This window comes from Reyranella sp. (assembly GCF_004296935.1).
Lineage (GTDB): Bacteria > Pseudomonadota > Alphaproteobacteria > Reyranellales > Reyranellaceae > Reyranella.
Genome location: NZ_SCVH01000061.1, coordinates 18,647 through 39,435 on the forward strand (window position 1 = coordinate 18,647; position 20,789 = coordinate 39,435).

Consider the following 20,789-nt stretch of genomic DNA (forward strand, 5'->3'; position numbering starts at 1 on the left):
TCCCCGCGTCAGCGATTGCAGACCGCGCGGGCGGCCTCGACGATGTTGCTCGATTGCGGCAGAGCCATCTTCTCGAGGTTGGCCGCATACGGCAGCGGCACATCGAGGCCGGCAACGCGCTTCACCGGCGCATCGAGCCAGTCGAAGGCATGCTCCATCACGATGGCAGCGAGTTCCGAGCCGATACCGGCGAACGGCCACCCCTCTTCGACCGACACGAGCCGGTTGGTCTTCTTCACCGAGGCAACGATGGTCTCGGTGTCGAACGGCCGCAGGCTGCGAAGGTTGATGACTTCGGCGTCGATGCCCTGCTTGGCGAGTTCCTCGGCCGCCTGCAGCGCCTTTCCGACCATGATCGAGAAGGCCACGATGGTGACGTCCTTGCCGACCCGTTCCACCTTTGCCTTGCCGATCGGCAGGACGAAGTCGGGATCTTCCGGCACGTCGAAGGATTGGCCGTAGAGGATCTCGTTCTCGAGGAAGATCACCGGATTGGGATCGCGGATGGCGGCCTTGAGCAGCCCCTTGGCGTCGGCGGCGCTCCACGGCGCCACGACGCGCAGGCCGGGAACGTGGGCGTACCAGCTCGCGTAGCATTGCGAATGCTGGGCGGCGACCCGCGAGGCGGCGCCATTGGGGCCGCGGAACACGATCGGACAGGTCATCTGGCCGCCGGACATGTAGTGCGTCTTGGCGGCGGAGTTGATGATCTGGTCCATCGCCTGCATGGCGAAGTTGAAGGTCATGAACTCGACGATCGGCTTCAGGCCGCCGAACGCCGCGCCGACACCGAGGCCGGCGAAGCCATGCTCGGTGATCGGCGTGTCGATAACGCGCTTGTCGCCGAACTCTTCCAGCAGGCCCTGGCTGATCTTGTAGGCACCCTGATATTGCGCCACTTCCTCGCCCATCAGGAAGACCTTTCCGTCCTTGCGCATCTCTTCGGCCATCGCGTCGCGCAATGCCTCGCGCACCGTGATGTGGACGGTCTTGCCCTTCCATTCGGGCTCAGTGGCGACCGAAGAAGCGGCTGGTGTCGCAGGCGCGGAGCTCGCTGCAGGCGCCGGAGGTTCGGCTTTGGGGGACGCGGCAGCCGCCGCCGCCGGCGCCGCCTTCGCGGCATCTTCGGCGCTCTCGCCTTCGCCGGCGAGCAGGCAGATCGGCGTGTTGACCGCCACGCCCTCGGCCCCCTCCTCGATCAGGATCTTGGCAACCGTACCTTCATCGACCGCCTCGACTTCCATGGTCGCCTTGTCGGTCTCGATCTCACAGAGCACCTGACCCGACTTCACGACGTCGCCCACCTTGACGTGCCATTTGGCGAGCTTGCCCTCGGTCATGGTTGGTGACAGCGCAGGCATCAGAACCTGAATGGACATGTCTCAGGCTCCAACCAGAATGTCGGTCCACAGCTCCGCCGGATCCGGCTCCGGGCTGTGCTGGGAGAACTCGGCAGCATCGTTCACGATCTTGCGCAGTTCAGTGTCGATCGCCTTCAGCGCCGCCTCGTCGACGATCTTGCCGTCGAGCAGGCGCTTGCGCAGGTGGTCGATCGGATCGCGTTCGTTTCGATACTTGTCGACTTCTTCCTTGGTACGGTACTTGGCCGGATCGCTCATCGAATGGCCGCGATAGCGATAGGTTTGCATCTCGAGGATGTAGGGCCCTGCCCCGCTGCGTGCGTGCTCGATGGCCTTTTCGCCGGCGGCGCGAACCGCCAGCACATCCATGCCGTCGACGCGCTCGCCCGGAATGCCGAAAGCCTCACCGTGACGATAAAGTTCGGTCGTCGCGGAGGCGCGCTCGACCGACGTGCCCATGCCGTAGTGGTTGTTCTCGATGATGTAGACGACCGGCAGCTTCCAGAGTGCCGCCATGTTCATGGCCTCGTAGACTTGGCCCTGGTTGGCGCTGCCGTCGCCGAAGTAGGTCAGCGAGACGTTCTTGGCGCCGTTGTATTTGTGCGCGAAGGCCAGGCCCGTGCCGATCGGCACTTGGGCGCCGACGATGCCGTGGCCGCCGTAAAAGCTCTTCTCGCGGCTGAACATATGCATCGAGCCGCCCTTGCCCTTGGAATAGCCGCCGCTCCGGCCGGTCAGTTCGGCCATCACCCCCTTGGGGTCCATGCCGCAGGCCAGCATATGGCCATGGTCGCGGTAGGAGGTGATCACGGCGTCCTTGTCGCGCACATTGGCCTGCATGCCGACCACGACGGCTTCCTGACCGATGTAGAGGTGGCAGAAGCCACCGATGAGACCCATGCCGTAGAGCTGCCCCGCCCGCTCCTCGAAGCGGCGGATGAGGAGCATGTCGCGATAGTAGGACTTGAGCTCTTCGGCACTCGCGCTGTTGTCGCCGGGCCCAGATGACTTGGGGGGCAACTTCGATTTGACGGGAAGAGATTCGACCTTCGGCTTTACCGCCGGCTTCGCCATAGCATTCCCCTCGGTAGCCCCACTCAAGCTTATAGCATCGCTCATGCCGATGTGTTTGATCTAGCAGGAAAAAATCAGATTGCGGCCGGGTGCGCCGCAGCAATTGAGCGATTGTTTGCAAACGGACCGACGTGCCGGACAGTTTCTTTCGGCAGACCGCTTTGCGGTCTCTCTTCAGCGCGTTTGCGTGAAGATGATCGTGTCGTCCTTGCGTGCAAAGTTGAGAAGGACGCGTGCGCGCTCGTCCAGCATGTCGGGGTCGAGACTCTGGTTGCGCAACGCCGCCACCCGCCGCTCCCAGATCTTTCGTGTCGCCTCTGCTTCGGCGAAATTCTGTTCGGCGACCAGGACTTCGCGCTGGAGATGCGCCATGGCCAGCAGGCCGCGATCACCATTCACCAGGTGATATCCGAAGTAGCCGAACACCGTGGCGAAGATCACGGGGGCCAAAATCTGTCGAGGTCTCAACAACATATGCCGTATTCCCGAAGTGATAAGGCAACATATGGTGTCGAAAATCAAGATTTTTCGGCCAATCCGATCCGGACCCGCCTGTTGTGGCGTCCCTTGTTCTCGATTTTGAGGATGTGGACAGGCACCGACTCGGCGGTCGATGCGAGATGGGTCCCACCGCAGGCCTGACGGTCGAGGCCGACGATCTCGACGATGCGGATCGTGCCGTCGGGCGTGGGCGGCGGCGCCACCGAACGGCTGCGGATCAACCCGTGCTCGGCCTGCGCCTCGTCCATTGGCACGTAGAGGAAGTTGAGCGGGATGTCCTGGCGGATCAAATCGTTGATCGGCCCTTCAAGTGCGCGCAGGCGGTCATTGTCGGCGCCGGGCAGATCGAAGTCCATGCGCGCCGTTCCGTCGTCGGCCATCTGCACGCCGGTGACGAGCGCGCCATCGAAACTCTGGAACACGAGCGCGTTCAGGATATGCGTGTCAGTGTGGAGTTGGCGCATCCGGCGCCGGAAATCCGGATCGACACTCGCCTCCACGCTGCCCGCGAGTTCGACCTGTGTGTCAAGCAGGTGCCACAATTCCCCACTCGAGACGTCGAAGCCGACGATCCTTGCCTCGCCGCCGGTCCAACGCAGGACGCCACGATCGGCGAGCTGGCCGCCGCCCCCAGGATAGAAGGGAGATTGGCCGAGCGCGACCTTGCCCGGTTGGGCATCGACGATCTCGGTCTCGAGGATCAGGATGTCGGGCTGTTCATGACAAAACAGATGCATGCCGGCGTCTTACGGTCGGCGAAGGCCGGACGTATTGGCGAAAATTGCTAGGCTGCGGCAGCGCGTGCGAATTGAAGCGGCGTGATGCCGTAGCACCGCTTGAAGTGCTTGTTGAGCGCACTCTGGTCGTAGAAGCCGACCGCCGTGGCCACCTCGGCCGGTGCCGCGGCGCGCCGCAGATACCGGCAGGCCACGTTCAGTCTGACTTGTGTCAGGTAGGCATGCGGGGTCAGTCCGACCGTGCGCTTGAACAGGCCAATGAGCTGAAAAGTCGTTAGGCCGACACTCGTAGCCAGATCCTCCAAGCGGAGGTCGGAGGCATATTCGGCTTCGATGCGCGCCTGCACGCGTGCGACGAGCACTTCGTCCCGCGGCGCTCTCTTGATGCAACTGCCGCCGCTGCCATGACGCAGAAACAGGGTGCCGAACGATCCGATCAACAGTTCGCGCTCATGGAAGACGTCCCGCCCCTCTTCGATCGCGCGATGCATGGCGAGGAACGCCTGGATGAGATCGGGGTCACCGAACAGGTTGCGCATGAAATAGGGTATCGCGTCGATACCGAGCCCGTCGGCCACACGGTCGAGAGCACTCTCCGTGAGATACATGGCTCGATATTGCCAGCGCTCACTCCAGCCCATCCAGCCGGCGTGCGGCTCGGTGGGGTTGAACACGAACATGGTCGAAGCCTGGGCGTCCTGCACCTGGCCTCGGCTCTTCACCACCGAACCGCCGCGCTCCGTCACCGCCACGACCAGCGCGTCGTGCGTGTGCGGAGGATATTCATGGGTGGTGAAGTCGGCGCAGAGCAGGCTGAGGCCGGAGAGGTGCCGGTCCCACCAGTATTGGGTCGAGTTGCGGGGATCGACGCGCGCCATCCGCAATTTTTACCAATATCATCCCCGGCAATACCACTAGACTTTGCCAATGATCAGTCGTCTCTGGCGCGGCCGCGCCGAAACCGCCACGGCCAACGCCTATTATCGTCACTTCACTGAGACGGTCGTGCCCGCGTTGAAGACGCTCGCCGGTCACCGCGGAGCCTGGCTACTTCGGCGCGATGCCGACGGCGACACCGAGTTCCTGGCGATCACTCTCTGGGAGTCCCGCCAATCGATCGAGGCTTTCGCCGGCGCGAATATCGATGTCGCCATCGTCGAGCCCGAAGGGCGCGCCGTGCTCTCGGACTTCGACGATTTCGCGCGTCACTATGAGGTGGCGTTCAGGAGCTAGACGCCGCGCAGGATCGAGGTACCGGCGTAGCGCGCCTGGGTGCCGAGCTGCTCCTCAATGCGCAAGAGTTGATTGTACTTGGCGAGGCGATCCGAGCGCGACAGCGAACCGGTCTTGATCTGGCCGCAGTTGGTGGCGACCGCAAGGTCGGCGATCGTGGCATCTTCGGTCTCGCCCGAGCGGTGGGACATGACCGCGCCGTAGCTCGCGTTCCGGGCCATCGAGACGGCTTCCATCGTCTCCGTCAGCGTGCCGATCTGATTGACCTTGATCAGGATCGCATTGGCCAGCCCGTCCTTGATGCCGTCGGCGAGGCGCTTGGGATTGGTGACGAAGAGATCATCGCCCACGAGCTGGATCTTCTTGCCGAGACGGTCGGTGATGGCCTTCCAGCCAGCCATGTCGTCCTCAGCCATGCCATCCTCGATCGATACGATCGGGTAGCGCTTCACGAGATCGGCGTAGTAGTCGACCATGCCTCCGGCATCGAGCGACTTGCCCTCGCCTTCCAGCTCGTACTTGCCCTTCTTGAAGAACTCGGTCGAAGCGGGATCGAGGGCCAGCATGACGTCGACGCCGGGCTTGTAGCCGGCCTTCTCGATTGCCTTCATGACGAAGGTCAGCGCCTCGTCGGCCGTCGCCAGGTTGGGCGCGAAGCCACCTTCGTCGCCGACGTTGGTATTGTGTCCGGCGTCCTTCAGCTGGCCGCGCAGAGCGTGGAAGACCTCCGAGCCCATGCGGAGCGCGTCGGCAAAACGGCCGGCCTTCACCGGCATGATCATGAATTCCTGGATGTCGATCGGATTGTCGGCGTGGGCGCCGCCGTTGATGATGTTCATCATCGGCACCGGTAGAACCGAGGCCTGGCTGCCGCCGACATAGCGATAGAGTGGCAGGCCGCTGTCCATGGCGGCAGCCTTGGCGACCGCTAGCGAGACGCCCAGGATCGCATTGGCGCCAAGCCGGCTCTTGTTCGGGGTGCCGTCGAGCTCGACCATCGCCCGGTCGATCTTGATCTGCTCCAGTGCGTCTAGTCCGGACAGGAGGTCCATGAGGTCGGCGTTCACCGCCGCCACGGCCTTGAGCACACCTTTGCCGCCATAACGCTTCTTGTCGCCGTCACGCAACTCGACCGCCTCATGGGCGCCGGTCGAGGCACCCGAGGGCACCGCTGCCCGGCCCATCGCGCCGCTTTCGAGCTCGACTTCGACCTCGACCGTGGGATTGCCCCGGCTGTCGAGGATTTCGCGGGCGCGGATTTCGGAGATGGCGCTCATCGGGCAAACTCCCTGTGGGACCGGGCGTGGGGCGCGGCTTGTCTAGCCGCGCCCCACGCCCGGAGCAAGCGACGGAGCGGCGCAGGCATTCAATGGGGGGCTCAAGGCGGTGCTATGGACCGACGGCCGCGCCAGGGCCGGCCGGTTGGGCAGTCGCTAGCGCCAGGCGCTCTTCAGTGCCTGGTCGGTCTTCCATTTCTCAACGGCGGCGACATCGTCGCAGGAGAAGGCCTGGGTACTCTTGCGTGGCGTGCCTTCGATCCAGGCAAAGACGAGGCATTGTCGGTAGACTTCGGCGCCTTGCTTGGTCTCGAACCTGATCTCCGCAGTAGCGGCCACTCCCGTCTTGGCATCGCCATAGTCGTCGATCGAGGGCGCAATACCTCCCATCGTGCGCCCCGCCGCCTTGTTGTCGGCGTACCATTTGGCAAAGGTAGCAAATTGTTCGCCCGCCACGCCCTTGCCGTCGGCGGCGACATAGGCCTTGAGGTCGCGGATCAACGCTTGCGCCGCTGCATCGGCCTTGGGCTCGGCCGCCTTGCGGCGCTCCGCCAGCCTGTCGCGCATGGCCTTCAGCGCATCGGCATTCGAGGGCGGTGGCACGGCAACCTGTGTTGACGGCTCAATGCGACGGATCGGCGCCTTTGCCGCTTCGGCATTGAGCTGCTGGGCTTCGAGTGGCGTCAGCTTGCCAACCACCGCTGTGCCCCGCCCCTTCTGCCAGTCGCCGATCGCCTTTACGCTCGCCTCGGACTGCAGGTTGCCGTCGATGGGGCCGTTGTATTTGTCGAGCGTACGGAGTGACTCCTGGATCCGCTTACGGTCGGGCTCTGGGCTCTGCAGCACCGTCGTGTAGTCAGGCGGCGGCACTGGCCGGGCCGCTGCCACAGGCGCGCCACCGCCAGTCCCGGGACCGGGCGCTGGCGGTGCAGCGCCACCCGTTGAGCACGCGGCCGGATTCTGGAAGCAGCGCTCGACTTCGCCGGCGCTCTGGCCAATTGCCGACGCCGGCAGGAGCGCGGCAAGACCCAAAAGGAGCGACACGAGGCGCATATCAGATACCGCCATAGGTGCCGGCGGCGAGCTGTGATGGCAACCCGATCACCAGCACGATCGGCAGGCCGCGAGAAGTCTGGCCGCGGGCGATGATATGATCGTTCGGCGCGCCCATCTTTCTTTCGTAGCTGCCGTTGCCACTGAACTTGCCACCGAAGCACGACAGCGAGAACTTGCCGTTGTTCGGCCCTTCATTGGTGAAGGTGCCATCGCAGACTTGTTCGTTGCGCACGTTCTCCACGCTGAAGGTGACCGACCGGTCGCGTCCAATCAGGGCGCCATAGCGGGCCACCCCGTTCAGGCGTGCAACGTTGCCCCGGTCGTCGCGATAGAAGATCGAAGTCGGTCCGTAGGAATCGTCGGGCAGCGTGTCGCGCGGCACGACGTAGACGTCATCGCTGATCACGACCTTGCACTGGCAGTTAACGCCATAATTCTCGCCGAGCGGCCCCAGTTCAGCCAGCCTGCGGTTGCAGTTGGACAGCGCCACCTGCTGCACTTCACTCTCGCTCATCTGCCCCCTCGAATAGGAGTCGGCGTAGAGGAAGGCGCACTGACGCGGCATCGGTACGGCGACGACCTTATGGCTCGCCGCCATCGTCTCGGTGTTGACCCAGTAGCGATCTGCCATCTGGTTGAAACGCAGGAAAAGCGGATCGCGGCGCTCTGCCTTGCCGTAAGGCGATTGCGCAGCGGTCTGAGCGCCGGCGTCCGCGGCGAGCGCCATGACAGAAAACAGGACGAACAGAAGGGTGCGGATCATGGAAATGATCTTGCGCCGAGAAAGATGACCGAAATACGACCTGCCGGCGGGAATGTCCCTGCCCGTTCACACCAGCCGGCTCTGCTTCTTGGCTGCACTGATAAACGAAGTGAACAACGGATGAGGGGCAAACGGCCGTGACTTGAGCTCGGGATGATACTGCACGCCCAGGAACCAGGGATGGCCGGGGATTTCCACTACCTCAGGCAGGATGCCATCGGGCGACATCCCGGAAAACCGCAACCCGACCTGCTCCAGCCGGTCCTTGTAGTTGACGTTCACTTCGTAGCGGTGGCGATGGCGCTCACTGATCACGTCCTGGCCGTAGATGTCGTGCGCCATAGTCCCCGGCCGCAGGTGCGCCGCATAGGCGCCGAGCCGCATCGTTCCACCCAGGTCTCCCGCCGCGTCGCGTTTTTCGACCTGGTTACCCTTGATCCATTCGGTCATCAGGCCAACCACGGCGTGCTCACACGGTCCGAATTCCGTCGACGAGGCCCCCTCGAGCCCGAGCAGGTTGCGCGCCGCCTCGATCACGGCCATCTGCATGCCGAAACAGATACCGAAAAATGGCACGTTGCGTTCTCGGGCGAATTTCACCGCATGGATCTTGCCTTCGGTCCCGCGCTCGCCGAAACCGCCGGGCACGAGGATGCCATGGACGTTCTCCAGATGCGCCACGGCGTCGTCACGTTCGAAGATTTCGGAGTCCATCCACTCCAGGCCGACCTTTACGTTGCTTGCGAAACCACCGTGCGTGAGCGCTTCCGACAAAGACTTGTAGGCATCGAGCAGCACCGTGTACTTGCCAACGACGGCGATCGTCACCTTGCCCTCGGGCTCGCGCACCGAGCGCACGACGCCCCGCCATCGATCGAGGTTCGGCTCCTTGTCCGCCTCAAGGCCGAAATAACGACAGACTTCGCGATCGAATCCCTGGTCGTGATAGGCGATCGGCACCTGATAAATCGTGTCGACGTCACGCGCCTCGATCACGCGCTCCGGCTTCACATTGCAGAACAGCGCAATCTTGCGTCGCTCGTTGACGGGAATCTCCTTGTCGCCGCTGCGGCACACCAGCAGGTCGGGCTGGATCCCGACACTCAGCAGCTCCTTGACCGAGTGCTGCGTCGGCTTGGTCTTGAGTTCGCCCGCAGTCGGTACCCACGGCAACAGCGTGAGATGGATATACATCACGCGTTCACGGCCGACCTCGTTGCCGACCTGACGAATGGCCTCGAGGAAGGGCAGGCTTTCGATATCGCCCACGGTGCCGCCGATCTCGACCAGAACGAAATCCTCCTGATCGACGTCTGTGAGCACGAACTCCTTGATGGCATCGGTGATGTGCGGAATGACCTGGACGGTGGCGCCGAGATATTCGCCGCGACGCTCCCGGGCGATCACACCGGAGTAGATCCGGCCCGTCGTGATGTTGTCGGCCTGACGGGCGTCAACACCGGTGAAGCGCTCGTAGTGACCCAGATCGAGGTCGGTTTCAGCCCCGTCGTCGGTTACGAAGACCTCGCCGTGCTGGTAGGGGCTCATCGTCCCCGGGTCGACATTGAGGTACGGATCGAGCTTGCGCAGCCTGACCCGGTAGCCACGCGCTTGCAGCAACGCACCCAGCGCTGCCGACGAAAGACCCTTACCAAGCGAGGAAACCACGCCGCCCGTTATGAAGATAAAGCGCGTCATGGGCTTACAGCATACTAAACCTTGTTGGTCCCAGCCATGGGGATATCCCACCAGCGGAAGATTTCTCCGCCCGGCGACCGTCGGCATGCAGCCGTCGCCCCCTAGCGGGTGGGTGCTGCCGGCTGGGCTGGGGCAGGCGCGGCGCCGCCAGGAACTGTGGGCGTGGTCTGTCCGGGGGGCATGCGGTCCATGATGGACTTCGCTGTCCGGCCCGGGTCGGTCATGCTCCAGGCCATGAGCAAGCTGAGAGCGAAGAAGATGGTGGCGAAAATCGCCGTCAGGCGCGACAGCACATTGGCCTGACCGCGCACCGAAAACAGCGCATCGGAACGACCGCCCATGCCAAGGCCACCGCCTTCGCTGCGCTGAAGCAGGATGACAATGATCATCGCAGTCGTGACGCCGACATGGATAATGAGCAGCACCAGCCGCCAATCGTGCAGAAAGCCTCGTACCGCGTCCATTATTGTCCAGCGCTAGATGGGGATGTCCGCCAAGCGGGCGCTTCTAGCCGCTTTAGGCGGCCTTGGCGATAGCCAAAAATTCATCGGCCTTCAGGCTGGCGCCACCGACCAGGGCGCCGTCGACGTCGCCGGCCGCCAGCAATTCACCGGCATTGCTCCCCTTTACCGACCCGCCATAGAGCAGGCGCACGGCACCGGCGTCGGGTATCAGCGCGCCCAGCACATGGCGAATGTGCGCGTGTGCTGAGGCGACTTCGGCGACGGTCGGCGTCTTGCCCGTACCGATCGCCCAGACCGGCTCATAGGCTACGACCAGCTTCGCTGCCGCTGCTCCCGCGGGCACACTGCCCTTTAGCTGCGTTTCCAGCACCGCGAGAGTCCGGCCGGCCTCGCGCTCCGCCAGCGTCTCGCCAATGCAGACGATGGGCAGCAGGCCGGCACGCCAGGCCGCCTCGGCCTTGGCTCGCACGATGGTGTCGGTTTCGCCGCAATCCGTGCGCCGCTCCGAATGGCCCACAATGACGTGGCCCGCGCCGACATCCCGCAACATCTCGGCTGAAATATCGCCTGTATGGGCACCACTGGCATCGGCGTGGCAGTTCTGCCCGCCGACCAGGACGCCGCTACCTATTACGGCGTCGGCGACGGCCATGAGCAATGTCGCCGGAGGGCAGACCAGCACTTCGCGGTCGGTCCAGCCAGCCCGCCTCACGCCCTCGGCGACGCCCGCGGCCAGCGCCAGCGCATCGGCGCGCAGACCGTTCATTTTCCAGTTGCCGGCGATCAGCGGCTGCCTTGAGCGTGCCATTCAATGTCCCCCGATTCGTCTCGCGGCGTGTCTAGCGGCAGTGGCGTTTGTGGTCAAAGTCCGCTTGGTTGCCTGCCAATGGGGCTGGTGGTAGGCATGGCGCCCATTCAAAAACCCCTACCGGCTCCGTGAATCAGTTCCGCAAACTCGCCCGTTTCGTCATCCTGTTCCTGCTTTTCGGCATGCTGATCATCAGTTTTGCCTTCTGGGGCGTCGGCGACATGCTCCGCACCGACGGGCGCAGCACCGAAGTGGCCCATGTCGGCGGCACCCGAGTGCCGCTTTATGGCTGGGTCGGCGGCGCCCCGGTCTATGTCTCCGAGGTACGTGAACAGTTCAACCGCCAACTCGAGGCGATCCAGCGCCAGACGGGGCAGCGGCCGGAGCCGGAACAGGCCCTGCGCTTCGGGTTGCACGTCCGCGCCCTCGAAGAAGTCATCCAGCGCGCCGTACTCGACTATGCCATCCAGCAATTCGGACTGACGGTGAGCGACGCCGAGGTCCAGGCAGCGATCGCCCGCAATCCCGCCTTCCAGGGCACCGGCGGGTCGTTCGACCCCCTGCTCTTCCGCAATCGTCTTCAGCAAGCGCGCATCGGTGAGGCGCAATTCGTTGCCGATACGCGTCGAGAGATCGCCGCCGGCCAGCTCTTCGCCGTCGTGCGCAGCGATGGGCTCTCGCCCAAATCGTTGCGCGACAACATTTTCCGTCTCGAGAGCGAGAAGCGCGTCGCCGATACGATCTACGTCCCCGATTCCATCGTCGTGGATGTGCCGAAGCCAACAGCCGAACAACTCGGCACCTACTTCGAGGCCAACAAAGCCAAGTTCCAGATTCCGGAATATCGTGCCTTCTCCTACGTCCTGCTGACAGTCGACGACATCCTGCCGCAGATTTCGGTATCGGCCGATCAGATCAAGCAGGAGTACGATGCCCGCGTCGCCGAGTTCGGCACGCCCGAGAAGCGCGACGTCGATCAGGCGATGGCCGACAGCGAGGCCAAAGCCAAGGCGATCATCGCCGCCACTGCCGCCGGCAAGTCGCTCGAGGACGCGGCCAAGGAAATCCTCGGCAGCGCCGACGGCGTCATCAAGCTTGGCCCTGTGACGAAGAAGGAACTACCGCCCGGCCCACTTGCCGACGGTATCTTCGCCCTGCCCGAAGGCATTGCGCCGGCACCGATCCAGTCGCCGCTTGGCTGGCATATCGTTCGCATCAACAAAATCGAGCCGGGCAAGTCGGTGCCATTCGACGAGGTCAAGGAGAAGCTCGAGAAGGACATGCGGGCACAGCAGGCGCCCGACCTGCTGATCAAGCTGGTCACCGATTTCGAGCGCATGCTGGGCAAGACCCAGTCGATGAAGGCCGCCGCCGAGGACCTCGGCATCAAGGTGAAGACCTACGAGAACGTCGACGCGCGTGGCCAGGATCCGATGGGCAAGCAGATCGTCGTCGGTCCGGCCGCCGCCGAACTGATCCAGGCGGCCTTCGCCACGCGAGAAAGCGCGGAGAGCGACCTTCTGGAAACCCAGCGTGGCGAGTACTTCATCGTACGGACCGACCGCATCACGCCGGCACGCATTCCAGCCCTCAATGAGGTCGAAGCCAAGGTCGTCGAGGCTTGGCAAACCGAAGAGCGGCGCAAGCTCGCCGAGGCCAAGGTCAAGACCGCGCTCGAAAAAGCCAACACCGGCGTCGACCTCGCCGAAGTCGCCAAGGATCTCGGCCTCGAGGTCCGGACCACGAAGGCGGTCACCCGGTTCGAAGCCGATGCCGGCAATTACCTCAGCCAGCCGGTTGTCCAGGAACTCTTCAAGCTCGCTCCGGGCAAGACCGAGGCAGTCCGCACGGCGGAGGGGAGTGTCATCGTCCGTCTCAAGCAAGTTGAAACGCCCGACCTCGCCAAGGACAAGGAATCGCTCGAACGTTTCGGCAAGCAGCTCGACACCATGATGGCCAATGACCTCATTCTAGAACTCGTCGCAGCACTTCGCGCGAAGTACGGTGTCACCGTCGACGACGGCGCCTTTGCGGCAGCGTTCCGCCCGCAGCAGCAGTAGCCGCACCATGTCGATCTCTCCCGACTTCGACGCCTTCGCGGCGCGCTACGATGCCGGTCAGCCGCAGGTTGTCTCGACCACGCTGGTTGCCGACCTGGACACGCCGGTATCGGCCTACCTCAAGTTGGCCGATGGCCGCGCCAATTCATTCCTATTGGAGTCGGTCGAGGGGGGGTCGGTCCGCGGTCGCTACTCGATCATCGGCTTAAAGCCCGATGTCATCTGGCGCTGCACCAAGGGCAAGGTCGAGATCAACCGCCGTGCCCGCACAGACGCCCAAGCCTTCGAGGCGATGGACGGCCGGCCACTCGAGACGCTGCGCCTGCTGATCCGCGAATGCCAGATGGAGCTGCCGCCCGGCCTGCCGCCCATGGCTTCGGGCCTGTTCGGCTTCCTGGGCTACGACATGGTCCGCGACATGGAGCGGCTGCCCGACGAAAACCCCGATCCGATCGGTCTGCCTGACGCGATCATGGTGCGACCGACCCTGATCTGCGTTTTCGATCGACTGGAAGACAACGTCACTCTGGTCACCCCGGCCTGGCCAATTCCCAGCACCAGTGCTCGTGCAGTCTACGAGGCAGCCCAAGAGCGACTGGCCGACGCTGTGTCGGATTTCGAGCGCACGCTGCCCTTCCGTGGCGACGATGCCGCCGCGCTCGACGCCCTGCCCGAGCCGCAGGCCAACATGTCGAAGGACGACTTCAAGAAGATGGTCGAGACCTGCAAGGAGTACATCCGCGCGGGTGATGCCTTCCAGATCGTACCCTCGCAGCGCTTCTCGCTGCCCTTCACCCTGCCGCCGCTGTCGCTCTACCGGGCGCTGCGCCGTATCAACCCTTCGCCGTTCCTGATCTTCTTCGACTACGGCGACTTCTCGATCGTGGGCTCGAGCCCGGAGATCCTGGTCCGCCTGCGCGACAACATCGTCACCATCCGCCCTCTGGCCGGCACCATCCGGCGCGGCGCCACGCCCGAGGAGGACAAGCAGCTCGCCGACAAGCTGCTGGCCGACCCCAAGGAGCATGCCGAGCACCTCATGCTGCTCGACTTGGCGCGCAACGATGTAGGTCGCGTCGCCAAGATCGGCTCGGTGCGGGTCGTCGAACAGTTCACCATCGAGAAGTACAGCCATCTCCAGCACATCAGCAGTCACGTCGAGGGTACGCTCGAGGACGGGCTGGATGCGATCGATGCGCTCAAGGCCGGCTTCCCCGCCGGCACGCTGTCGGGCGCCCCCAAGGTGCGCGCCATGGAGATCATCGAAGAGGTCGAGCCGGTGCGCCGCGGCATCTATGCCGGCTGCGCCGGCTACTTCGCCGCCAACGGCTCGATGGATACCTGCATCATGCTGCGCACGGCCTTCGTGAAGGATCAGGTCATGTACGTGCAGGCGGGCGTGGGCGTCGTGGCCGATTCAGACCTCGAGGCCGAGTACCAGGAGAGCGTGCTGAAGGCGCGTGGCCTGGTTCGCGCGGCGGAAGAAGCCGTGCGCTTCGCCAGCTCGCGCCAATGGAACGCCGGCAACACGCGGCGTTGAGCGGACGGGACGAAGCGGGATAGGCTCCTCCCAACGGAGGAGACCCAATGTCCGACTGGCAAAAGCGCTATCAGCGTCTCGTTTTCGATCGTCCGCACCCCAAGGTGCTTCGGGTGACGATGAACCGCCCGGAGAAATACAACGCCACCGACGCGATCATGCATCGCGAGCTGGTCGACGTCTGGCGCGACATCGACGGCGACGACACCGTCAACTGCGTCATCATCCAGGGTGCCGGCGGCAAGGTGTTCTCGGCCGGCGGTGACTTCGACATCATCGAAAAGAATATCAAGGACTACAACGCGCTGCTCCGTACCTGGAAGGAAGCGCGCGACATCGTCTACAACGTAATCAACTGTTCCAAGCCGATCGTGAGCACGATGCGCGGACCGGCCGTCGGAGCCGGCCTCGTCGCCGGCATCCTGGCCGACGTCTCGATCGCCTCGAAGAAAGCGAAGATCATCGATGGCCACACGCGGCTGGGTGTCGCCGCCGGCGACCACGCCTGCATCGTCTGGCCCCTGCTCTGCGGTATGGCCAAGGCGAAGTACTATCTGCTGCTCTGCGAGGCCATCGATGGCGAGGAGGCCGAGAAGATCGGCCTGGTCTCGCTCTGCGTCGAGGACGACCAGCTCGAAGCCAAGGGTCTCGAAGTGGCGACCAAGCTCGCCGAGGGCGCGCAGACTTCTATCCGCTTCACCAAGTACGCGCTCAACAACTGGCTGCGCATGATGGGCCCGACCTTCGATACCTCGCTCGGTCTCGAGATGCTGGGTTTCCTCGGTCCCGAAGTGAAGGAAGGGCTCGCCTCCCACCTCGAGAAACGCAAGCCCAAGTTCGACCCCTACTCGCCCCTCTGAGGAGCACCACACCATGCGTGGACTGGACGGCAAGAATGTCATCGTCACCGGCGGCGGCGGCGCCATCGGCAGCGCGATCTGCCGCCGCTTCGCGGGCTACGGCGCGCGCGTGGGTGTGTTCGACAAGAATCTCGAGGGCGCGAAGAAGGTCGCCGCCGAGATCAAGGGCTTCGCGTCATGCGTCGACATCGCCGACTACGAGGCCGTCGGCAAGGCGATCGCGGAATTCGAAAAGCAGGCCGGCCCGACGGACATCCTGGTGAACAACGCCGGCTGGGACCGCTTCGCCAACTTCGTCGACACGACGCCCGACCTCTGGGACCAACTCATCGCCATCAACCTGCGCGGCCCCCTCAACATGAGCCACTTCGTGCTCAAGACCATGGTGGCGCGCGGCAGCGGCCGCATCGTCAACATCGCCTCCGACGCAGGCCGCGTCGGCTCCTCGCAGGAAGCCGTCTACTCGGCCTGCAAAGGCGGCATCATCGCCTTCACCAAGACCGTGGCGCGCGAAGTCGCCCGCAAGGGCATCACGCTCAATGCCGTCTGCCCCGGCCCCACCGACACGCCGCTGCTGGCCGCCGTCGCCGGCAACGACGAGCGCGGCCAGAAGGTGCGCGCCGCCCTGGTGAGCGCCATCCCGATGAAACGGGTCGGCCAGCCCGAGGACATCCCCGGCGCCGTCTGCTTCCTGGCCAGCGACGATGCCGCCTTCATCACGGGCCAGACGATCAGCGTGTCGGGTGGCCTGACCATGCATGGCTAACGGAGAACCGAGGTGAGTGAGCTCTGGATTCAGCCGAGCGGCGGCGCACTGGCCGCCGACGTCCATGGCGTCGATTTGTCGAAGCCGATCAGTGATGCGGTCTTTGCCCGTATCGCCGAAGCCTGGGGCAAGCATCTCGTGCTTCGCTTCTCCGGCCAGAAGCTCGACGATCCGACCCTGATGAAATTCAGCGCCCGCTTCGGCGCACTCGATCGCGTGCCGATCGCAGCGGCTAGCCTCGACCGTGCCAACTCCGGTGTCGTCCCGGAAGCTGCGGAATGGGTGGCGGTGATCGCGAGCGTCAAGAAGGACGGCAAGGCGGTCGGTAGTCTCGGCAGCTATGAGCTCGTTTGGCACACCGACATGTCCTACAACCCGCTGCCGCCGCGCGCCTCGCTGCTCTACGCGCTCGAAGTGCCGCCCGATGGCGGCAACACCGGCTTCCTCAACATGTATGCCGCCTACGAGACCCTGCCCTCCGATCTCAAGCGTGCGATCGAGGGCAAGAGCTGCATCCACGATTCCAGCCGCAACTCGGCCGGCGAGCTGCGCAAAGGATTCCAGCGCACGATCGACGTCCGCCAGACGCCGGGTGCCGCACATCCCCTTGTCCGCCTGCATCCCGTCACCAAGCGCAAGGCGCTGTTCCTCGGCCGCCGGCCCGGCGCCTACGTCCACGGCCTGCCAGTCGAGGAAAGCGAAGCGCTGCTCGACGCCGTATGGGCGCACGCCACCCAGGAGCGCTTCGCCTGGTACCAGAAGTGGCGGGCCGGTGATCTGGTGCTGTGGGACAACCGCTGCGTCATGCACCGCCGCGACGCTTTCGACGAGAACCTGCGCCGGCTGATGCATCGCACGCAGATCGTCGGCGAGCCGGTGCTGGCGGGCTAGTTCTCGACTCGATGGTTCGGGGGCAGCGGTCGCGCATAATTGGTGCGGCTCTTCACCGACACATGGATCAGCGCGCCGTCTGGCACCTGACGCCGCCGGAAGAAATTGATACGGAACGCGCCGTGAATGCCTCTCGGCACCGGCACGAACTCCACCAACGGCCAGAAGCCGCGCATGGAATTGTGCATCTTTGCGTCAGGGTCCGGCTTCGACTTGCCAGCCGGTGGCCCGCTCAACAGGCGCTCCAGGACAGCCTGGTCGACGAGCAGGCCATGGGCGACCGCTTCTCGCATCATCCATTGCAGGGCGGTCTTCGAAAGGCCGCCTTGCTCCTCCGGGTAGCCGCCGCCGACATCGGAATGCACGCCGGCAAACCAGACTTCCTTGATGTCGTGCGGCCCGGTCGGCGCCGCCAGCGGATCACGCTGCCAGAGGTTGCGGTTGAAGAATACCCGGCGCTCGTCGAGAGCCAGGGCATGCCGTCCGACGGCAATGTCTGCATTGTTGGCGGTGTAGGGAATGCGCGTCGGACTGAGCAGGCCAACCGAGCTCACCGTGTCCCAGACGCCGACGAAGTGTGGCTTGCAGGATCGGGTGGCGAAGTAAGTCCGAACTTCGGTCGCCTTGTCGAATTTGCTGCCGACCAGCTTGGCGTTCAGCTTCCAGACGCCGAAGGTCAGCCGGTCGACGAGCCGCAGGAAAAGAGAATCGACATGCAACAGCTCGCGGACGATGTACGGCACCAGCGATTCGTTGCCGATCCGCAACAGCCCGTACATGCGCAACGATGATGCCACGGCCCGGGCCGTGTAGGCGCCGCGGCTGAAGCCGAACAGGAAGAGCCTGTCACCCGGCTCGTAGTGAACCATGATGAACGAATAGGCATTGCGGATATCGCGCGCGATGGCATAGCCGGACGCCAGCCCGGCGAGCTTCGTCCAGACTCTCTGCCACCAGGTGAGCGCGCCTTCGGCCTCCATCGTCCCGAGACCGGGACCATAGTAGATGATCTGGGCAGGGCCCTTGATCGCGGCGGCGCACAGTCGCACGACGTTGGTGTTGTCGCCGGACACGACCTGGTTGGCCGTGCCATCACAGCACACGACGATATTCTTCGGCATGATGCAACCCCCGCTGGCAGGCGGGCGCAGGTTACCACTCCGGTGGCGGTTTCAAAGCACCTTTGCCTCTACATCCCCGGCATCTTGATCGCGCTATTGCGGCGCTCAACCATGGGCTCCTCGAACGCTCGCGGGTAGCGGTGCGGCTGCCTGGAGACCTTCTCGAGTGACTCGAACACGGCGTCCGGTAGCCGCCAGCCCCCTGCTCCCAGTGTCTCCTTGAGCTGATCGGCATTGCGGGCGCCGACGATGGCGCTTGTCATGAAGGGCTGGTCCATCACCCAGCGCAGCGCGGTCTGCGCCGGCGACTTGCCGATCCCCTTCGCCGTGTCGAGGAGCGTCTGCAGGATCTCGCCGTGGTTGGGCGCAAAGAACCTGTTCTGGAAACCCCAGCCTTCGGCCGAGCGCGTGCCCTGCACTTTCAGGCTGCCCGGCGTGTATTTGCCGGCGAGGTAACCTGACGCCATCGGCGACCAGGCGACAACGCCCAACCCTTTCAACTGGCACGCCGGCACGATCTCCTCGTCGATGTCACGCACGACCAGGCTGTACTGCGGCTGGTAGGCCGAGAAGCTCGCCCACCCCTTGGTCTCGCTCAGCCACTGCGCTTCCATCAGGCGCCACGCCTCGAAGTTGCTGCAGCCGGTGTAGAGGATCTTGCCCTCGCGCTGGAGATCGTCGAGCGCGCGCAGCATCTCCTCGAGCGGCGTCTGATGGTCGACGTGATGGATGAAATAGACGTCTATGTAGTCGGTCTGGAGTCGCTTCAGGCTGCCTTCGATCTGCTGCTTGATATGCAGCCGCGACTGGCCTGAGTCGTTGGGCCGCCCGCCCATCGGATTGAAGAATTTGGAGGCGATGATGGCGTCCTGGCGCTTCCCTTTCAGCGCCACGCCCAGCATCGTCTCCGACGTGCCGCCGACATAGGAATTGGCGGTATCGAAGAAATTGACGCCAGCATCGAGGGCGGCATTCACCATCGCCGTAGCGCCGTCCTGATCCGCGCCGTTGCCGAAGGTCATGGTGCCGAGACAGATTTCGGAGACTTTCAGGCCGGCACGGCCCAGGCGGCGATAGTCCATTCCTTTTTCCTCTCCACTAACCTCATGCTGAGGAGGGCGCAAAGCGCCCGTCTCGAAGCATGGGCAACAGACTCGGTGCTCGATCCCATGCTTCGAGATGCACCCCTTCGGGGCGCTCCTCAGCATGAGGTTGGTGTTTGCTCAGCATTGAATATGACCGACGGAACTGGCAGCCGAGTCAAATCCCCAGCATCGCTTTCGCCATGATGTTGCGCTGGACCTCCGACGAGCCGCCGTAGATCGTGCTCTTGCGGGTGTTGAAATAGCGCGGCGCGGCGTCGTCGACGTATTCGCCGCCGACCGGCACGACGTTGCTGTCGTAGTTGCGGAGCTCGGTGAAGGGCACGCCGTACCAGCCCACCGCCTCGACCGCGAGCTCGGTCACCTTCTGGCCTACTTCGGTGCCCCGCATCTTCACGACCGAGGCCATCAGGCCCGGCGCCTCGCCGGTCTTGAGGCTGGAGTAGAACATCATCTCGTTCATCTCCACGGCATCGATCTCCATTTCGAGCGCCGCCATCTTCTCGCGCCAGGTCGGGTTGTCCGACAGCGGCTCACCGCGGTCGATCTGGCTGTGGGCGAGATGCTGCAGGTGGCGGAAGGCCTTGCGCAGGCGCGGGCCGTGCGCCTGGCCGCCGCGCTCGAACTCGAGCAGGTACTTGGCGTAGGTCCAGCCCTTGTTCTCCTCGCCGACGCGATTCTCGACCGGCACTTTCACGTCCGTGAAGAACACCTGGTTGACCTCGTGCCGCATCGGCGTGCGCGTGCCGTCGACGAGATAGATCGGATCGACCTTGATGCCCGGCGACTTCATGTCGATCAGCAGGAACGAGATGCCCTCCTGGTTCTTGCCCTCGGTCGAGGTTCTCACCAGGCAGAAGATCCAGTCGGCCCAATGGGCGTTGGTCGTCCAGATCTTCTGGCCGTTCACGATGTAGTGGTCACCGTCGCGCACGGCGCGCGTGCGAAGTGAGGCCAAATCAGAACCCGAGCCCGGTTCGGAATAGCCCTGGCACCACAGCTCCTCGGCGGCAGCGATCTTCGGAAGAAAGCGCTTCTTCTGCGCCTCACTGCCGAATTTCATCAGGACTGGCGCCACCATCTTGATGCTGAACGAGGAGAGATAGGGCGAGTCGGCGCGCGCCATTTCCATCTCGAAGATGAACTTCTGCGTCGAATTCCAGCCTGTCCCACCATACTCCTTGGGCCAGTTGGGGCAGAGCCAGCCCCTGCCCGCGAGCTTCTTCTGCCACTGCAGCAGCCGCTCCTTGGAGACGTGGCTCGACCGGCTGCGGCGGCTCTCCTCCGCCACCTCCGGCGGCATGTTGGCGGCGATCCAGTCGCGCACTTCGCGCTGGAAGGCGAGTTCGGCTTCGTTGAAGGCTAGGCGCATCGATTTCTCTCCCGACCCCCTCCACCCCTTCGGGGCACCTCCCCCGAGACGGGGGAGGAGGGAAAATTATCTCGTAGCCCTCCCCCGTCTCGGGGGAGGTGCCG

General features: G+C 64.1%; 20 protein-coding genes. 6 read left to right on the forward strand and 14 right to left on the reverse strand.

Annotated elements, in window-relative coordinates:
- Window positions 1-8: 8 nt before the first annotated feature.
- The 5 genes from EPO55_RS08175 to EPO55_RS08195 form a co-directional block, all read right to left on the reverse strand.
- A complete protein-coding gene (locus EPO55_RS08175) occupies window positions 9-1,379 on the reverse strand; it encodes a pyruvate dehydrogenase complex E1 component subunit beta (RefSeq protein ID WP_296336126.1) in 1,371 nt (456 codons plus the stop codon).
- A gap of 3 nt (window positions 1,380-1,382) precedes the next feature.
- Window positions 1,383-2,435 (reverse strand): pyruvate dehydrogenase (acetyl-transferring) E1 component subunit alpha, encoded by a 1,053-nt coding sequence (gene pdhA / locus EPO55_RS08180; protein ID WP_296336127.1) that lies wholly within the window; start codon window positions 2,433-2,435, stop codon window positions 1,383-1,385.
- Window positions 2,436-2,609: 174 nt separating this feature from the next.
- A complete protein-coding gene (locus EPO55_RS08185) occupies window positions 2,610-2,909 on the reverse strand; it encodes a septum formation initiator family protein (protein WP_296336128.1) in 300 nt (99 codons plus the stop codon).
- A 44-nt stretch (window positions 2,910-2,953) separates the two neighbouring features.
- A complete protein-coding gene (locus tag EPO55_RS08190; RefSeq protein ID WP_296336129.1) occupies window positions 2,954-3,673 on the reverse strand; it encodes an alanyl-tRNA editing protein in 720 nt (239 codons plus the stop codon).
- Between the two features lie 47 nt (window positions 3,674-3,720).
- Window positions 3,721-4,551, reverse strand: coding sequence for an AraC family transcriptional regulator (locus EPO55_RS08195; protein ID WP_296336130.1), 831 nt, complete (start codon window positions 4,549-4,551; stop codon window positions 3,721-3,723).
- Window positions 4,552-4,600: 49 nt separating this feature from the next.
- Between EPO55_RS08195 and EPO55_RS08200 the strand changes: the two genes are divergently transcribed.
- A complete protein-coding gene (locus EPO55_RS08200) occupies window positions 4,601-4,906 on the forward strand; it encodes an antibiotic biosynthesis monooxygenase (protein ID WP_296336131.1) in 306 nt (101 codons plus the stop codon).
- Here EPO55_RS08200 and eno read toward each other — a convergent pair.
- From eno to tpiA, 6 genes are all read right to left on the reverse strand, one after another.
- On the reverse strand, window positions 4,903-6,183 hold the full coding sequence (eno, locus tag EPO55_RS08205) for a phosphopyruvate hydratase (protein ID WP_296336133.1): 1,281 nt from the start codon (window positions 6,181-6,183) through the stop codon (window positions 4,903-4,905). The genes EPO55_RS08200 and eno overlap by 4 nt on opposite strands.
- 156 nt (window positions 6,184-6,339) lie before the next feature.
- Complete coding sequence (locus tag EPO55_RS08210) at window positions 6,340-7,227, reverse strand: hypothetical protein (protein WP_296336134.1); 888 nt, start codon at window positions 7,225-7,227, stop codon at window positions 6,340-6,342.
- A gap of 10 nt (window positions 7,228-7,237) precedes the next feature.
- Entirely contained in the window at window positions 7,238-8,002 is a 765-nt protein-coding gene (locus tag EPO55_RS08215) for a hypothetical protein (protein ID WP_296336136.1), read from the reverse strand.
- Window positions 8,003-8,068: 66 nt separating this feature from the next.
- The gene (locus tag EPO55_RS08220; RefSeq protein WP_296336137.1) at window positions 8,069-9,700 is read right to left on the reverse strand and encodes a CTP synthase; all 1,632 of its coding nucleotides are present in this window, start codon (window positions 9,698-9,700) and stop codon (window positions 8,069-8,071) included.
- Between the two features lie 101 nt (window positions 9,701-9,801).
- Window positions 9,802-10,125: a preprotein translocase subunit SecG gene (gene secG, locus EPO55_RS08225; protein ID WP_296336138.1), complete on the reverse strand. Its 324-nt coding sequence runs from the start codon at window positions 10,123-10,125 to the stop codon at window positions 9,802-9,804.
- A gap of 91 nt (window positions 10,126-10,216) precedes the next feature.
- On the reverse strand, window positions 10,217-10,972 hold the full coding sequence (gene tpiA, locus EPO55_RS08230; RefSeq protein WP_296336139.1) for a triose-phosphate isomerase: 756 nt from the start codon (window positions 10,970-10,972) through the stop codon (window positions 10,217-10,219).
- A gap of 128 nt (window positions 10,973-11,100) precedes the next feature.
- Between tpiA and EPO55_RS08235 the strand changes: the two genes are divergently transcribed.
- From EPO55_RS08235 to EPO55_RS08255, 5 genes are read left to right on the forward strand one after another with little or no spacing between them, the layout of a single operon-like run.
- Window positions 11,101-13,032 carry a peptidylprolyl isomerase gene (locus EPO55_RS08235; RefSeq protein WP_296336140.1) on the forward strand — a complete coding sequence of 644 codons (1,932 nt, stop codon included), beginning with the start codon at window positions 11,101-11,103 and terminating at the stop codon, window positions 13,030-13,032.
- Between the two features lie 7 nt (window positions 13,033-13,039).
- Window positions 13,040-14,572, forward strand: coding sequence for an anthranilate synthase component I (gene trpE, locus EPO55_RS08240; RefSeq protein ID WP_296336141.1), 1,533 nt, complete (start codon window positions 13,040-13,042; stop codon window positions 14,570-14,572).
- A gap of 47 nt (window positions 14,573-14,619) precedes the next feature.
- Window positions 14,620-15,432, forward strand: coding sequence for an enoyl-CoA hydratase/isomerase family protein (locus tag EPO55_RS08245; protein ID WP_296336143.1), 813 nt, complete (start codon window positions 14,620-14,622; stop codon window positions 15,430-15,432).
- Window positions 15,433-15,445: 13 nt separating this feature from the next.
- Entirely contained in the window at window positions 15,446-16,198 is a 753-nt protein-coding gene (locus EPO55_RS08250; RefSeq protein WP_296336144.1) for an SDR family oxidoreductase, read from the forward strand.
- Between the two features lie 12 nt (window positions 16,199-16,210).
- On the forward strand, window positions 16,211-17,089 hold the full coding sequence (locus tag EPO55_RS08255) for a TauD/TfdA family dioxygenase (RefSeq protein ID WP_296336145.1): 879 nt from the start codon (window positions 16,211-16,213) through the stop codon (window positions 17,087-17,089).
- On the opposite strand, the gene EPO55_RS08260 is transcribed toward EPO55_RS08255, so the two are convergent.
- The 3 genes from EPO55_RS08260 to EPO55_RS08270 all read right to left on the reverse strand — a co-directional run bounded on the left by EPO55_RS08260 (window position 17,086) and on the right by EPO55_RS08270 (window position 20,685).
- Window positions 17,086-18,210 carry a DUF2235 domain-containing protein gene (locus EPO55_RS08260; RefSeq protein ID WP_296336147.1) on the reverse strand — a complete coding sequence of 375 codons (1,125 nt, stop codon included), beginning with the start codon at window positions 18,208-18,210 and terminating at the stop codon, window positions 17,086-17,088. The genes EPO55_RS08255 and EPO55_RS08260 overlap by 4 nt on opposite strands.
- Window positions 18,211-18,278: 68 nt before the next feature.
- Window positions 18,279-19,292 carry an aldo/keto reductase gene (locus EPO55_RS08265; protein ID WP_296336148.1) on the reverse strand — a complete coding sequence of 338 codons (1,014 nt, stop codon included), beginning with the start codon at window positions 19,290-19,292 and terminating at the stop codon, window positions 18,279-18,281.
- A 178-nt stretch (window positions 19,293-19,470) separates the two neighbouring features.
- A complete protein-coding gene (locus EPO55_RS08270; RefSeq protein WP_296336149.1) occupies window positions 19,471-20,685 on the reverse strand; it encodes an acyl-CoA dehydrogenase family protein in 1,215 nt (404 codons plus the stop codon).
- Between the last annotated feature and the right edge of the window lie 104 nt (window positions 20,686-20,789).

What these genes read in the sequence shown, in the direction of transcription:
- EPO55_RS08270 (WP_296336149.1), bottom strand. Translation starts at nt 20,685, where the DNA reads ATGCGCCTAGCCTTCAACGAAGCCGAACTCGCCTTCCAGCGCGAAGTG.
- EPO55_RS08215 (WP_296336136.1), bottom strand. Translation starts at nt 8,002, where the DNA reads ATGATCCGCACCCTTCTGTTCGTCCTGTTTTCTGTCATGGCGCTCGCC.
- EPO55_RS08185 (WP_296336128.1), bottom strand. Translation starts at nt 2,909, where the DNA reads ATGTTGTTGAGACCTCGACAGATTTTGGCCCCCGTGATCTTCGCCACG.
- EPO55_RS08195 (WP_296336130.1), bottom strand. Translation starts at nt 4,551, where the DNA reads ATGGCGCGCGTCGATCCCCGCAACTCGACCCAATACTGGTGGGACCGG.
- EPO55_RS08245 (WP_296336143.1), top strand. Translation starts at nt 14,620, where the DNA reads ATGTCCGACTGGCAAAAGCGCTATCAGCGTCTCGTTTTCGATCGTCCG.
- trpE (WP_296336141.1), top strand. Translation starts at nt 13,040, where the DNA reads ATGTCGATCTCTCCCGACTTCGACGCCTTCGCGGCGCGCTACGATGCC.
- pdhA (WP_296336127.1), bottom strand. Translation starts at nt 2,435, where the DNA reads ATGGCGAAGCCGGCGGTAAAGCCGAAGGTCGAATCTCTTCCCGTCAAA.
- EPO55_RS08175 (WP_296336126.1), bottom strand. Translation starts at nt 1,379, where the DNA reads ATGTCCATTCAGGTTCTGATGCCTGCGCTGTCACCAACCATGACCGAG.
- EPO55_RS08265 (WP_296336148.1), bottom strand. Translation starts at nt 19,292, where the DNA reads ATGGACTATCGCCGCCTGGGCCGTGCCGGCCTGAAAGTCTCCGAAATC.
- EPO55_RS08260 (WP_296336147.1), bottom strand. Translation starts at nt 18,210, where the DNA reads ATGCCGAAGAATATCGTCGTGTGCTGTGATGGCACGGCCAACCAGGTC.
- EPO55_RS08250 (WP_296336144.1), top strand. Translation starts at nt 15,446, where the DNA reads ATGCGTGGACTGGACGGCAAGAATGTCATCGTCACCGGCGGCGGCGGC.
- tpiA (WP_296336139.1), bottom strand. Translation starts at nt 10,972, where the DNA reads ATGGCACGCTCAAGGCAGCCGCTGATCGCCGGCAACTGGAAAATGAAC.
- EPO55_RS08220 (WP_296336137.1), bottom strand. Translation starts at nt 9,700, where the DNA reads ATGACGCGCTTTATCTTCATAACGGGCGGCGTGGTTTCCTCGCTTGGT.
- EPO55_RS08200 (WP_296336131.1), top strand. Translation starts at nt 4,601, where the DNA reads ATGATCAGTCGTCTCTGGCGCGGCCGCGCCGAAACCGCCACGGCCAAC.
- EPO55_RS08190 (WP_296336129.1), bottom strand. Translation starts at nt 3,673, where the DNA reads ATGCATCTGTTTTGTCATGAACAGCCCGACATCCTGATCCTCGAGACC.
- eno (WP_296336133.1), bottom strand. Translation starts at nt 6,183, where the DNA reads ATGAGCGCCATCTCCGAAATCCGCGCCCGCGAAATCCTCGACAGCCGG.